Annotated in this window: 8 protein-coding genes; 7 read left to right on the top strand and 1 reads right to left on the bottom strand. The window is 69.9% G+C overall.

What is annotated here, in order from left to right:
• Positions 1-79 precede the first annotated feature (79 nt).
• On the top strand, positions 80-1657 hold the full coding sequence (locus OG828_RS15080) for a PucR family transcriptional regulator (protein WP_328501422.1): 1578 nt from the start codon (positions 80-82) through the stop codon (positions 1655-1657).
• A gap of 475 nt (positions 1658-2132) precedes the next feature.
• Positions 2133-3578 carry an aldehyde dehydrogenase family protein gene (locus OG828_RS15075; protein ID WP_328501421.1) on the top strand — a complete coding sequence of 482 codons (1446 nt, stop codon included), beginning with the start codon at positions 2133-2135 and terminating at the stop codon, positions 3576-3578.
• Positions 3579-3675: 97 nt separating this feature from the next.
• Here the strand turns inward: OG828_RS15075 and OG828_RS15070 are convergent, their stop codons facing one another.
• Positions 3676-6495, bottom strand: a complete 2820-nt coding sequence (locus OG828_RS15070) for a glycoside hydrolase family 3 C-terminal domain-containing protein (protein ID WP_328501420.1) — start codon at positions 6493-6495, stop codon at positions 3676-3678.
• A 288-nt stretch (positions 6496-6783) separates the two neighbouring features.
• Between OG828_RS15070 and OG828_RS15065 the strand changes: the two genes are divergently transcribed.
• The 5 genes from OG828_RS15065 (at position 6784) to OG828_RS15045 (ending at position 14887) form a co-directional block, all read left to right on the top strand.
• Entirely contained in the window at positions 6784-8475 is a 1692-nt protein-coding gene (locus OG828_RS15065; RefSeq protein WP_328501419.1) for an extracellular solute-binding protein, read from the top strand.
• A 27-nt stretch (positions 8476-8502) separates the two neighbouring features.
• A complete protein-coding gene (locus tag OG828_RS15060) occupies positions 8503-9546 on the top strand; it encodes an ABC transporter permease (RefSeq protein ID WP_210578893.1) in 1044 nt (347 codons plus the stop codon).
• Positions 9543-10478 carry a carbohydrate ABC transporter permease gene (locus OG828_RS15055; RefSeq protein WP_328355784.1) on the top strand — a complete coding sequence of 312 codons (936 nt, stop codon included), beginning with the start codon at positions 9543-9545 and terminating at the stop codon, positions 10476-10478. Before OG828_RS15060 ends, OG828_RS15055 begins: the two co-directional genes overlap by 4 nt.
• Before the next feature lie 126 nt (positions 10479-10604).
• Entirely contained in the window at positions 10605-12584 is a 1980-nt protein-coding gene (locus OG828_RS15050) for a beta-galactosidase (RefSeq protein WP_328501418.1), read from the top strand.
• On the top strand, positions 12581-14887 hold the full coding sequence (locus OG828_RS15045; protein WP_328501417.1) for a glycosyl hydrolase family 95 catalytic domain-containing protein: 2307 nt from the start codon (positions 12581-12583) through the stop codon (positions 14885-14887). Before OG828_RS15050 ends, OG828_RS15045 begins: the two co-directional genes overlap by 4 nt.
• The last annotated feature ends 53 nt before the right edge of the window (positions 14888-14940 follow it).

Raw genomic sequence — 14940 nt, 5'->3', positions numbered from 1 at the left:
CAGAATCTGCATAGGCCGTTCATACGTGGCGGCCAAAGGATCACAATGATCACGTAACCCTCACCGACCTGAAGGCTCCATGCCCCCCACGCTCGCCTCCCTCGTCCACCACTCCGCGCTCAAGCTCACCGTGCGCGCCGGCGAGGACCGGCTGGACGTGCCCGTCCGCTGGGCGCATGTCAGTGAGCTGGCCGATCCCGTGCCGTACATGGAGGGCGGGGAACTGCTGCTGGTCACCGCGTTGAAGCTGGACGCGGAGGACCCGGAGGCGATGCGGCGGTATGTGAAGCGGCTGGTCGGAGCGGGCGTCGTCGGGCTCGGCTTCGCCGTCGGGGTCAATTACGAGGAGACCCCCAAGGCCCTCGTCGACGCGGCGGAGCAAGAGGGCCTGCCGCTGCTGGAGGTGCCGCGCCGGACACCGTTTCTCGCCATCAGCAAGGCCGTCTCGGCGGCGATCGCGGCCGACCAGTACCGGGCGGTGACGGCCGGGTTCGCGGCGCAACGCGAGCTGACCAAGCAGGCGTTGACGGACGGGCCCCAGGGGCTGCTCGGCTCGCTCGCCTCGCAGGTCGACGGGTGGGCGGCGCTGTACGACGCCTCGGGCGCCGTCGTCGCCACCGCGCCGGAGTGGGCGAGCCGCCGGGCCGCCCGGCTGACGGCGGACGTGGAACGCCTGCGGGAGCGGCCCGCGCCGGCCTCCTCGGTCGTGGGCGGGCCGGAGAACGAGGACCGGGTCGAGCTGCACTCCCTGGGCACGGGCCGGCGGCCACGGGCGGCGCTCGCGGTGGGTACGGCGGCGGCGCTCGGGACGGCCGAGCGGTACGCCGTCCATTCGGCCATCGCCCTGCTGACGCTGACGACGGAACGGTCCCGGCCCCTGCACGCCGCCGAGCAGCGGCTCGGGGCGGCGGTGCTGCGGATGCTGCTCGCCGGGGAGCCGGACCATGCCCGTGCGGTGGCCGGGGATCTGTACGGCGGGCTGCTCGACGCGCCCTTCCGCGTGATCGTCGCCGAGCCTGCCGCCGCGGACGGGGAGGCGCTGGCCGGGCTCGCCGAGGTCATGGAGTCGGCGGGTGCGCGGGCGGGTGAGGCCGTACTGGTGGTGCCGGAGGGGGAGCGGCTGGTGGCGCTCGCCGCGGACGGCGGGGCCGCGGTGGCCGCGTGCGGGGATTTCGCGGCGGCGTTGGAGGCGGCGCGGGGTGCGGGGGCGGAGCAGCCGCTGTCCGACGAGGACGAACTGGTCGTGGGTCTGTCGGCCCCCGTCGGGCCGATCGCCGCCGCGGCCGGATACAAGCAGGCCGAGCAGGCGTTGTCCGTGGCTCGGCGGCGGGGGCGGGTGGCCGTCGAGCATGAGCAGTTGGCGGCGGGGTCTGTGGTGCCGTTGCTGGCGGACGATGCGGTGAAGGCGTTTGCGGACGGGTTGCTGCGGCCGTTGTACGAGCATGACGCGAAGGGGCGGGGGGATCTGGTCGCCTCGCTGCGGGCGTGGCTGTCGCGGCATGGGCAGTGGGATGCGGCCGCTGCTGACCTGGGGGTTCATCGGCATACGCTGCGGTATCGGATGCGGCGGGTGGAGGAGATCATCGGGCGGTCGCTGGATGATCCGGATGCGCGGATGGAGCTTTGGCTGGCGCTGAAGGCGACGTCGGCCGAGTAGTGGCCGCCGGGTTTGTTCGCCCCCGCCGCCCCTACCCGTCCCATCCCTGGGGGCTGCCGCCCCCAGACCCCCGCTTCGGCCTGAACGGCCTCGTCCTCAAACGCCGGACGGGCTGAAATGCACGCACCGGTGCTGAGAAGCGCGGGCCCTCAGCGGGTGGGTGGGGGTTGGGGATGGCGGTTCTCGTGTTCGAACGCCGGAGGGGCTGAAAAATCAGCCCCTCCGGCGTTTGAGGAGCGGGGTGCAGGGGCGGAGCCCCGCGGGGGCCCAGGGGGCGTAGCCCCCTGGCGGGGTCGAAGGGGCGGAGCCCCTTCAGGATGGGACGGGTAGGGGCGGCGGGGGCGAAATCCCACTCCGCCAAACCGGCGCGCGCCCACTCCTCATCACTCCGCACCGGACAAACACCTCCTCCCCTCCCCACCCCTACCGTGGACCCGAAAGCCATCGCACACCCCCAACGCGGAAGGGCCGGGACATGACTTCCACCCACGCCTTCTGGCTCGCCGGCCGGCAGGTCACCGGCGAGGCCGGTTTTGATGTCACCTCGCCGTGGGACGGCCGGACCGTAGGCAAGGTTGCCGTGCCGAGTGACGCGCAGGTCGAGGAGGCCGTCGCCGCCGCGTATGCCGTGCGGGACGAGTTCGCCGCGACGCCGGCGCACGTCCGCGCCGCCGCCCTCGATCACGTCAGCCGGCGTCTCGTCGAGCGGACCGAGGAGATCGCGCGGCTGATCTCCGCGGAGAACGGCAAGCCGATCAAGTGGGCCCGGGGCGAGGTGGGCCGGGCGGTGTCGGTGTTCCGGTTCGCCGCTGAGGAGGCCCGGCGGTTCAACGGGGGAGAGGCGCAGCGTCTCGACACCGACCTCGGCGGGCAGGGGCGGCTCGCCCTCACCCGCCGCTTCCCCAAGGGGGTCGTCCTCGGTATCGCGCCTTTCAACTTCCCGCTGAACCTCTGCGCCCACAAGATCGCCCCGGCGATCGCGGCAGGTGTGCCGATCATCCTGAAGCCGGCCCCGGCGACCCCGCTCTCCGGCCTGGTCATCGGCGAGTTGCTCGCCGAGACGGAGCTGCCCGCCGGGTCCTGGTCGATCCTCCCGGTCTCCAACGACCGTATGCCCGCCCTCGTCCAGGACGAGCGGCTGCCGGTGATCTCCTTCACGGGTTCCGAGAAGGTCGGTTACGCGATCATGGACTCGGTGCCGCGCAAGCACTGCACGCTGGAGCTGGGCGGAAACGGTGCGGCCGTGGTGCTCGGTGACTACGCCTCCGACGCGGACCTCGACTGGGCGGCCACCCGCATCGCCACGTTCTCGAACTACCAGGGCGGCCAGTCCTGCATCTCCGTGCAGCGGGTCATCGCCGACGCGTCCGTCTACGACCGCCTGCTCCCGCGTATCGTCGCCGCCGTCGAGGCCCAGGTCACCGGCGACCCGAGCGACGACACGACCGACGTCGGCCCGCTGGTCAGCGAGGACGCCGCCAAGCGGGTGGAGGCCTGGGTGCGGGAGGCCGTCGACGCCGGTGCCACGCTCCTCACCGGTGGCAAGCGCGACGGCGCCTCGTACGCGCCGACCGTCCTCACCGACGTACCGGCCGACACGACGATCTCCTGCGAGGAGGTCTTCGGGCCGGTCCTCACCGTGCAGAGGGTCGAGGGGGAGGCCGAGGCCTTCGCCGCCGCCAACGACTCCAAGTACGGCCTCCAGGCGGGCGTCTTCACCCATGACCTGCAGGCCGCCTTCCGGGCCCACCGCGCCCTGGAGGTGGGCGGTGTCGTCATCGGTGACGTGCCGTCCTACCGCGCCGACCAGATGCCGTACGGCGGAGCCAAGCAGTCCGGTGTGGGCCGTGAGGGCGTGAAGTTCGCGATGGACGACTACACCTACGAGCGGGTGCTGGTGCTCACGGGGCTCGCCCTCTAGCTCATGGGAACCATTTTCATATAGACTGCCCGAAGGGGTCCGGCACCGATGCCTTCCGGTGCCGGACCCCTTCTCTGTGCCGGCCTGCTCCGGACCCTCAACCGGAGAAGCCGACATGCGCGAGCCGCAGCGGGCCGCGCAGTCTGAGGTACACGTCGTGCACGCCTGCGCCATGGAAATCGGCGCTGAGGGTGGTGTAGTCGTACGGGCCCGATCCCGCGACAGCCTCCAGGGCCGCCAGTGCGGGGCCGCCGTCCAGCGACACCTCCACCGCGCCCACGCCCGCCACCGTCGCACTCACCTGCGTGACACCCGTCCCGAAGTCGCAGGCACGGTAGACGAGTTCGGCCGCTGAGCTGCCCGCGGGCGTCACCGCGTCGCCCGCCGCCTTCGTAAGGTCGACGATCATCGATCCGCTCTGCTCGTCGAAGTCGGCCGCGTCCAGGCCGCGTCGGGCGACCGGGCGGGGCCCGGCCGGCTCGCCGTCGAGGACGAGGGTCGTCCGCAGGCGGACGTCCTCGCTGGACGCGCCGACGCATACGTCGTACGGGCCCGGCTCGCGCCGCCACTTCCCGTGCGCGACGTCCCAGAACTCGAAGGCGGACAGCGGGAGTTCGAAGGTCAGCTGCTCGGTCGAACCCGGGGTGAGCGTGATGCGGCGGTGGGCCACCAGCTCGCGGCGCGGGCGCGGGACCGACGGGTCCACGGCGCGGGTGTAGAGCTGGGCGACCTCGTCGGCGGTCACATCACCGGTGTTGGTGACGCTGAAGGAGACATGCGCCGTCTCGCCCTCCACCCGGACCGACAGATCGGCGTACGTGAAGGACGCGTACGACAGGCCGTGGCCGAAGGGGAACAGGGGCGTGCCCTCGAAGTAGAGGTAGGTCTGACGGGAGCCGATGACGTCGTAGTCGAGCAGGTCGGGGAGGTCGGCGTCGTCGGCGTACCAGGTCTGCGGGAGGCGGCCCGCGGGGGAGACGTCACCGGCGAGGACCCGGGCCAGGGCGGTGCCGGCCGCCTGGCCGCCGTGTGCGGTCCACAGGACGGCGGGGAGGGCGGCCGTGTCGACCGCGTACGGGTAGGCGGAGACCAGGGTCAGCACCGTGGCGGGGTTCGCGGTACGGGCCGCGCGCAGCAGCCGCTCCTGGTGGCCGGGCAGGCGCAGCGTCGTACGGTCCTCGGTCTCGCGGCCGTTGATGTGCGGGTCGTTGCCCGCGACGACCAGGACCACGTCCGCCTGCGCGGCGACGCGCGCCACCGCGTCCTCGCCGCGCTCGACGATCTCCAGCCGGAAGATCTCCGGGTTCTCCTCGGCAACCTTCACCCCGTCGGCGGCGACAGAGACGTGGCGACCGGTACCGATGTGCCTGAGGAGGTGTCCGTTCTCATGCGGTTCCAGCCGGAACGTCTCCTGGACGACCCAGCCTCCGGGCTGGTCGGCGGAGGCCCGTACGCGGCCGTCGTCGGCGACCGACAGGTAACGCCCGTCGGGGGCGCGCAGGGTCAGGACGTCCTCGCCCCAGTCGACGAGGGCGAGTTCGGTGCCGGTGGCGTCGGTGGTGAGCGGCGGGAGGTCCGTACGGCCCGCGAGCAGCGCGGGGTCCAGCGCACCCTCGGCGCCGCGGACTTCGTCGACGCCGTCCGCGGGGGGAACGTACAGGTAGGAACCGTCGGACGTGCGCAGCCGTACGCGGTCCACCCCCTCCGCGAACTCCACCCGCTCGGCGCCGAACCGCTCGTACAGGCCCTCCAGCGGTGTCGAGCGGTGCAGGAGCGTGCCGCTGTACCAGTCGAGCTTGCACTCGTCGGCGAGCAGGCCGACGACGGCGAGGCGGGTGTCGGGGGCGAGGGGGAGCAGGTCGTCGTTCTTGAGCAGGACGATCGCCTGCTCGGCCGCCTCCTGCGCGAGTGCCCGGTGCTCCGGGGTGTCGAAGGCGCCGGTCTCGTCGTACGCGTCGAACTCGCCGAGCCGGAAACGGACCGAGAGCTGGCGGCGGACCGCCGCGTCGAGGTCGGCCTCCGTCAACAGGCCCTGGTCCAGGGCGACTTGGACACGCGCGACGATCTGCGAGCTGTCCGTGCCGTGGTCGGTGAAGCTGTCGACGCCGGCGAGGAGCGCGGCGGCGGTCGCCTCCTCGTGGGTGTCGAAGTAGTGCTCGTGGTCGACCAGGTTGGACGGCGCGCCCGCGTCCGAGCAGACCAGCAGCTCGTCCTCGCTCCAGGTGCGCAGATGCTCGCGCAGGTACGGCGAGACGTGGTTCGGACGGCCGTTGACCAGGTTGTACGCCGGCATCACCCCGGCGACCGCGCCCGCCTCCACGGTTTCGCGGAAGGCGCGCAGGTCGTACTCGTGCAGGACGCGCGGGCGGACGGAGGACGAGGCGACGGCGCGGTCCGTCTCGTTGTTGTGGGCGAGCCAGTGCTTGAGGACCGGGGCCGTGCGCCAGTACGTCGGGTGGTCGCCGCGCAGGCCGTGCGTGTACGCGGTGGCGATGGCGGAGGTGAGCTTCGGGTCCTCGGAGTAGCCCTCCTCGTTGCGTCCCCACAGGGGGTGGCGCAGGAGGTTGACGGTCGGGGACCAGACGTTCAGGCCCACGCGGTCGTCGCGGACGCGCATCGCCCGGATCTCCTTGGACACGGCGTCGCCGACCCGTCGTACGAGATCCGGGTTCCAGGTCGCGCCCAGGCCCACCGCCTGCGGGAACACCGTCGCGGGGCCCATCCACGCCACGCCGTGCAGCGCCTCCTGGCCGGTGCGGAAGGCGGCGACGCCGAGCCGTTCCACGGCGGGGGCGAACTGGTGCAGGAATCCGGTCTTCTCATCCCGGGTCAGCCGCGACAGCAGGTCGTCGATGCGCTTCGCGACGGGCAGCCGCGGATCGCGAAAAGGCGGCGTGTGCGGCGTGTGTGCGGTCACGTGGGGAACCCCTTGCGATGGATCGGCTCGGCTCTTTCGAAGCGCTTCGATGCTGGTTCGACGCAAGGCCGGGTGTCAAGACATCAACACTGTCAGTTCAAGCGGTGCATAACAAAAGGTCGGTCATAGAGCGCCGGAGGAATCTTGGAAGCGACCCTTGTGCACCCCTGGGGGTTCACTTAACCTCACAGCAACATCGAAGCGCTTCGACTACAGCCAGTTCCACTCAAGACACCGCAGCCGACGGCCCCCGCCGGGTGTCCTGGTGCGCCATGAAGGGTTGACGCAATGACGCCGAACGCCGCTTCCTCCTCCGCTGCCCCCAGCCGGAGAACCTTCCTCGCCAACACGGCGGTCGCCGCTGTGGCGGTGGGTGGAGGGATGCCGCTGCTCGCCGCGTGCGGCGGGTCGGAGAGCGGGTCGCGGGAGGGGACCACGTCGGGCAAGGACGCGAAGAAGATCCTGCCTGCCTACGTCGCCAGCAACGTCGTGGTGCCGGACATCCCCGCCAAGAACGGCTCCTCGATCGGCTTCACCAGCAAGCTGGACCTCGCGGGGCTCAAGACCTCGGTCCCGAAGAAGCTCGGCAAGGGCTCCAAGGTCACCATCATGTCGCCGTTCTGGGGCTCGCCGCCGAAGGGCAACAACCCCTACTACTCGGGGATGAACAGCCTGATCGGTGTCGACGTCCAGTGGCAGAACCAGGACGGCAACACCTACGACCAGAAGCTCGGCGCGGTGCTCGCCTCCAGCGACATCCCGGACGTCGTGGTGGTCCCCGGCTGGAACATGGGCGGCAAGATACCCAGCGCCATCATCAGCAAGTTCGCCGACCTCGGCCCCTACCTCTCCGGCGACGCGGTCAAGGACTACCCCAACCTCGCGGCGATCCCCACGGACGCCTGGCAGCGCTCCATCTTCGGCGGCAAGCTGCTCGGTCTGCCGATGCCGTCCCCGTGGGCGCCCAGCATCGTGCCCCTGTACCGCCAGGACATCTTCGACAAAGAGGGCTACGAAGTACCCAAGTCCTGCGACGAGTTCATGGCCCTGGCCAAGGACATCACCAACGCCAAGGCCAAGCGCTGGGCGTGCCTCGACATGAAGTGGACCGCCTTCCAGGCCTTCGGCGTGCTCTCCGGCAGCGAGAAGCCGCTCGGCTGGAACCTGGTCGACGGCAAGCTGGTCTACCGCATCGAGACCGAGGAGTACCTCGAAGCGCTGGAGTGGTCCCGCAAGCTCTTCGAGGCGGGCGTCGTCCACCCCGACTCCAAGTTGGGCAAGAACGCCCCCGACCCGGGGCCCAAGTTTGCCGCGGGCGAGTTCCTCATCTACCCCAACAACATCTCGCAGTGGTACGGCCGCACCGCCGAACAGGCCGCCCAGAACCCGGAGTTCAAGGTCTGGGGCATGGACGTGTGGGGCCACGACGGCGGCAACCCCACCATGTGGGCCGAACAGCCCGCCGGCATCTTCGCCTTCGTCAACAAGAAGGCCTCCGAGTCGGTCATCCGCGACGTGCTCGCCGTCGCGAACGTCACCGCGGCGCCGTACGGCACCAAGGAGTACATGATGACCAACTACGGGGTGGAGGGCACCCACTACACCGTCAAGGACGGCGTCCCCACCAAGACCGACCAGGGCAACATCGAAGTGATGAACGCCTACGTCATGGTGGCGAGCCCGGCCGCGACCACCGCGCACCCCGACTTTCCCGCGGTCGCCAAGGGCCAGGTCGAGTGGCAGCAGCGGATGGGTGCCTTCACCAGGAAGTCCTCCTTCTGGGGCATGCAGATCACCGAGCCCAACCGCTTCACCAACCTCACCAACGACATGGAGCAGATGGAGGACGACGTCGTCCGCGGCCGCAAGAAGATCAGCGACATGCAGCAGTGGGTCTCCGACTGGAAGAGCAAGGGCGGCGACCGGCTGCGCGACTGGTACCAGCAGATCCTCGACGAGAACGGCTCCGCGGCCAACTGACCGGGCACCGAGGCAAGGAGAACGGCCGTGTCCCACAGCACGGTGCCTCGGAGCAGGGCCGAGGCCGACACGACGGCGAAGACCCCGGTGGAGTCCGGCGGCACCACCGGATCCACCGGCTCACCGGGGAAACGCCCTCCGGACAAGCTGAGCCTGCGACTGAGGTTCCGGCGCGATCGCGTCCTGCTGCTGATGACGCTGCCGGCGGTCGTCCTGGTCCTGCTCTTCAACTACGTGCCGATTCTCGGCAACGTGGTCGCCTTCCAGGACTACGACCCCTACATCAGCGAGAACGGCATCGTCTCCATCCTGAACAGCCCATGGGTGGGAGTGGAGAACTTCCAGCGGATCTTCGAGGACTCCGCCTTCTGGCAGGCGCTCGAGAACACGCTGGTGCTGTTCTTCCTGCAGCTCGTGCTGTTCTTCCCGATACCGGTCCTGCTCGCGCTGCTCATCAACAGCGTGGTCAGGCCGCGGGTGCGGGCGATCGCGCAGGCCGTTCTCTATCTGCCGCACTTCTTCTCCTGGGTGCTGGTCATCGCCGTCTTCCAGCAGCTGCTCGGCGGCGCCGGGCTGCTGTCGACCCTGCTGCGCGACCACGGCTACGACGGCCTGAGCGTGATGACCGACCCGGAGACCTTCAAGTTCCTGGTCACCGCGCAGACCGTGTGGAAGGACGCCGGCTGGGGGATCATCGTCTTCCTCGCCGCGCTGGCCGCTGTCAGCCCCGATCTGTACGAGGCCGCCGCGATGGACGGCGCGAACCGCTGGCGGCGCATGTGGCATGTCACCCTGCCCGCGCTGCGGCCGGTGATCGCGCTGCTGCTGGTGCTGCGCGTCGGTGACGCCCTCACCGTCGGCTTCGAGCAGATCCTGCTGCAACGCGACGCGGTGGGACCGGGCGCCGCGGAAGTGCTCGACACCTTCGTGTGGTGGAACGGTGTCCGCAACCAGGACTTCGGCTACGCGGCCGCCGCCGGACTCGTCAAGGGCGTCGTCAGCATCGGACTGGTCCTCGCCGCGAACAAGGTGGCCCATCTCATGGGCGAGCAGGGGGTGTACAAGAAGTGACCGCCGTCATCGACAAACCCGCGCGAACGCCCGGGCGTTGGGCTGCGCCTCCTCGTCCCGTGTGGGAGGAGGAGCCCACCAAGGTGGGGCTGGCGGGCAAAGGGCTGGTCCTGGGGCTCGCCTGCTTCGCGATCCTCTTTCCGCTGTGGATCGTGGTGGTCACCAGTCTGTCCTCGCGCAAGACCATCGACGAGGCCGGCGGGCTGGTGATGATCCCCAAGGACATCACCTTCATCGCCTACACGGAACTGCTCAGCGGCGGTCAGGTCACGCGGGCCGCGATCATCAGCGTGCTGGTCACGCTGGTCGGTACGGCCTTCTCGATGACCGTGTCCGTGCTGTGTGCGTACGGGTTGTCCCGGACCGGGTCGCTGGCGCACCGGTGGATCCTGATGACGCTGCTGGCGACGATGTTCTTCAGCGCCGGGCTCATTCCCACGTATCTGCTGGTGCAGACTCTCGGGCTGACCGACACGTATCTCGCGTTGATCCTGCCGAGTGCGATCAGTGTCTTCAACATCCTGGTGCTGCGAGGATTCTTCATGGGGATCTCGCAGGAGCTGATCGACAGTGCGCGGATCGACGGGGCGGGGGATTTCCGGGTTCTCTGGCAGATCGTCATGCCGTTGTCGCGGGCCGTCATCGCGGTGATCACGTTGTTCTATGCGGTGGGGTACTGGAGTGCTTGGTTCAATGCGTCGTTGTATCTGAACGAGCAGGACATGATGCCGTTGCAGAACGTCATGATCCAGCTGGTGCAGAAGCAGGAGGCGCCGGTGGGGTTGGGGCAGGCCATCAAGACGGGGCAGTTGTCGGGGCTTGCTGTGCAGATGGCTGTGATGGTGATGGCTTTGTTGCCGGTGGCTGTGCTTTCGCCGTTTGTGCAGCGGCATTTCAAGAAGGGGATGTTGACGGGGGCGGTTAAGGGGTGACGGGGCGCCTATTCGAGGGGTGCTTTCGATCGTTTGGCGGCTGCGGGTTCGTTGTGGCTTGTCGCGCAGTTCCCCGCGCCCCTATAGGTCTCTCCAGTCCCCTTCTTTCGTAGAACGAGGTGTGTCATGGGCACGTCCCATCTGCCGGCCCTCAGTGATGTCACGCGTGGTCGCATCGTCTACGGCGGTGACTACAACCCTGAGCAGTGGCCGGAGGAGGTGTGGCTCGATGATGTGCGGCTGATGAAAGAGGCACGCGTCAATTCCGTCACCCTCGGGGTCTTCTCCTGGGCGAAGCTCGAACCCCGGCCGGGGGCGCGGGAGTTCGGGTGGCTCGATCGGCTCATGGATCTGATGCACGACCATGGCATCGGTGTGGTTCTTTCCACGCCCACTGCCTCGCCGCCGCCGTGGCTCGGTCGGCTTCACCCGGAGACCTTGCCCCGTGACGAGGACGGGCGCGTCGAATGGTGGGGTGGGCGGCAGCATTTCTCGCACTCCAGTGAGGCGTATCGACGGTATGCCGCTGCCATCACCGAGGATCTCGCCGCGCGCTACGGCAGTCACCCCGCCCTCACCCTGTGGCACATCAACAACGAGTACTGCACATTCGACTGGGGCGATGAGGCCGCTGCCCGTTTCCGGCGGTGGCTTCAGGGGAAGTACGGCACCCTCGACGCCCTCAACACGGCCTGGGGCACCGCCTTCTGGAGTCAGGGCTACGGCGAGTGGGACGAGGTGCTCCCGCCGCGCCATGCGCATTACCTCAAGAACCCCACCCAGGTACTGGACTTCAAACGCTTCACCTCCGACATGCTCCTGGAGTGCTACGTCGCCGAGCGGGACATCGTCCGGCGGCACACCCCGCATATCCCGGTGACCAGCAACTTCATGCCGCTGTGGGTGGGGCAGGACGCCTGGCGCTGGGCGGACGAGGAGGATGTCGTCTCCGTCGACATCTATCCCGATCCGCGTGATCCGTACGGCGCCCAGAGCGGCGCCGTCGTGCAGGACATGACCCGTTCGCAGGCCCGCGGCCCCTGGATGCTGATGGAGCAGGCGGCAGGGCCGGTCAACTGGAGGGGCGTCAACCATCCCAAGCCGCGCGGAATGAATCGCCTCTGGTCGCTCCAGGCGGTGGCCCGCGGTGCCGACGCCGTCTGCTACTTCCAGTGGCGGCAGTCCCGGCAGGGCGCGGAGAAGTTCCACTCCGGGATGGTCAGCCACGCGGGGGAGGAGGGCCGTACCTATCAGGAGGTCAAGCAGCTGGGGGCTGAGCTGCACAGGATCAGTGGCGAGGTCACTGGCGGTCGGGTCACGTCCGACATCGCCGTCCTCCACGACTGGCACTCCTGGTGGGCCGGCGCCCACGACGGCCGTCTCTCCACCCACGTCGACCACCCCGACATCCTCCGCGCCTGGCATCGCGCCCTCTGGGAGGCCCACCTCACCACCGACTTCGCCCACCCCGAGCACGACCTCACCCGGTACAAGCTCGTCGTCGCCCCGCAGCTATACCTCCTCACGGACACGGCGATCGAGAACCTCCTCGCGTACGTCCACGGCGGCGGCACCCTCGTCTGCGGCTTCCTCACCGGCATCGCCGACGAGGACGACCGGGTACGCCCCGGCGGCATGGACGCCCGGCTGCGCGAGCTGTTCGGCATCCGCACCCTGCACGAGTGGTGGCCGCTGGACGCGGGGGAGACCGTCGAGTGCGACGGGTTCCGCGGGACGCTTTGGTCGGAGGAGATCGAGACCGGAGGCGGCGCGACGACCATCTCGTACAAGGGCGGCGAACTCGACGGCCTACCCGCCGTGCTCCACAAGGATCGCGCCTGGTACGTCTCCACCCTCCCCGAGCCGGACGCGCTGCGCGACCTGCTCTCCCGGATCGCCACCGACGCGGGCGCCCGGCCCGTGCTCGACGGCCTGCCCCCGCGCGTGGAGGCCGTCCGCCGCGGTGATCTACTGTTCGTCCTCAACCACGGACGCGAGCCGGTGACCGTCGACGTTCCCGGCACCCACCACGACCTGCTCACGGGGGAGTCGTGCACGGACCAACTCACCCTCGGCCGCTACGGAGTGGCGGTGCTGCGCCCATGACGACCCACCCCGCCGGCCCCGTCCACGGCACCTGGGAGCCCACCCCCGCCACCCGCTGGGAGGACGGCTACCTCAGCGGCAACGGCCACCACGGCGCCCTTGTGTTCGGTGACCCGAACGACGAGCGGGTCGTCGTCACCCACCACACCCTCGTCCGCCCCAACAGCGGCGAGCGCGCCCGCCCGCCCGAGCTGGCCTCTCAACTCCCCCAACTCCAGGACCGGTTGCTCGCCGGGGACGTGCGGGCGGCGGAGGACTTCACGGACGGGCGCGACCTCCAGTGGGTGCAGCCCTTCCATCCGGCCTTTCATATACGGCTGCGGAGGGCGTCCGGCGCGGGCAGGCACTACCGTCGCTCGGTCGACTTCACCACCGGCGTCACCCATGCCGAAGGCGACGGCTGGGACAGCCGCGTCTTCGTCTCCCGCGCCGACGACGTCATCGTCCAGCGGGTCACCGGCGCCGATCTCACGATCGCCCTCGACCACCGCCTCCCCGGCGCCCCGCACGACCTCGCCGTCGGCCACGGCGCCGTCCTCACCTCCGACGGCGCCCTGCTCAACCTGCGCGCCCGCTACCCGGGCAGCGACCGCGCGTACACGGGCATCACGCTGGTCATCGTCACCGGCGGCCGTACCACACTCACGCCGCTAGGTCTCCAGCTCACCGGCGCCGCCTCGGCCCTGCTGCTGACCCGCGTCCTGCGCCACACCGGCGAGATCGACGTGCCCACTGTCTCCCGGGCACTGCGAGATCTGGTCCCGCACCAGGCACTGGGCGGCCCAGGCGAAGTCGACTGCGGTGCGGCAGCGCCCCAAAGGGGCGCGGGGAACTGCGCGACCAGCCACAGCGGGCCCGCAGACAAGCGCCAACCGACCGACCCCTACACCCACCTCCTCGACCGCCACACCACCCTCCACCGCACCGCCTACACGCGCGTGACACTCGACCTGGACGCCGACCCCACCGAACGCGCCCTGCCAGGCTCGGAGTTGCTGGAGCAGCCCGAGAGCCCGGCCTTCCTGGAACGCCTCTTCGCCGCAGGCCGCTACCACTTGCTCTCCGCCGCCGGCCTGCTCCCGCCCCGCCTCACCGGCCTGTGGACCGGCGACTGGAACACGGCCTGGTCAGGGGCGTTCACCAACGACGCCAACGTCAACCTCCAGACCGCGTCGGCCGCGGCCACCGCGCTCCCTGAAGTCACCGACGCCCTCGCCGGCCTCATCGGCCGCCAGCTTCCGGACTGGCGTGAGAACGCCCGCGCGATCTTCGGTGCCCGGGGCGCCGTCGCCCCGGCCCACAGCGACGGCGAGTCCGGGTTGACGTACCACTTCAACCGCGAATACCCGCTGCACCTGTGGACCGCCGGCGCCGACTGGCTGCTCAAGCCGCTCGTCGACCACGACGAGACCCGCGGCGAACGCGACCCGCGCACCGCCGACACGCTCGCCGAAGTCGCCCAGTTCTACGAGGACTTCCTCACCCGCACCGACGACGACGGACACCTCGTCCTCGTCCCCTCCTACTCACCCGAGAACCGGCCCGCGAACGCGAGCTGGGGCGCGATCAACGCGGCGATGGACCTCTCCGCGGCCCGACACGCGCTGCGCACGGCCGCCGAGTACCACCCGGAGAAGGCACAGGCGTGGCGTGCCCTCGCCGACCGGCTTCCGCCGCACCGGATCAACGACGACGGCGCACTCGCGGAATGGGCCTGGCCGGGCCTCGACGACACCTACGACCACCGGCACCTCAGCCACCTCTACGGCGTCTGGCCGCTCGACGAGATCAACCCCTACGACACCCCGGACCTCGCCGGCGCCGCACATCGTGCCCTCGAACTCCGCGGCGCCGAGAACGACTCCGCGCACGGCCACCTCCACCACGCCCTCGTCGCGGCCCGGCTGCGCGACGGCGACCGGGTGGCGCATGCCCTCGGCCAGGTCCTCAAGGGCGACTTCTTCCACGCCTCGCTGATGAGTTCGCACTACCCGAACCTCGACGTCTACAACGCGGACGCCGCCCACACCCTGCCCGCGGTCGTGATCGAGATGCTCGTGCAGTCGACCCCGGACCGGCTGGTGCTGCTGCCCGCGCTTCCGGCGGCGTATCCGAAGGGCGAACTCACCGGCATCCGCACGAGGTTCGGCGCGGAGGTCGACCTCAGCTGGAGCCCACAGCAAGCCACCGCAGTCGTACGCCCCACCCGTACCCACCGCGTCGAACTCCGGACTTCCTCCGGTGCACGGCCGCTCGACCTCGTCGCCGGAGAAGACCACGTCCTCACCCTGAAGACGTGGTGAATCACCGCTAGTCCCTTGCTAGTCCCCTGCTAGACCCGTGCTCATCCCCCCAT

Origin of the sequence: Streptomyces sp. NBC_00457 (genome assembly GCF_036014015.1) — a bacterium.
In the GTDB taxonomy this organism is placed as follows: domain Bacteria; phylum Actinomycetota; class Actinomycetes; order Streptomycetales; family Streptomycetaceae; genus Streptomyces.
The sequence above is the reverse complement of the archived record's forward strand: the minus strand, read 5'-3'. Positions and strand labels throughout refer to the sequence as shown.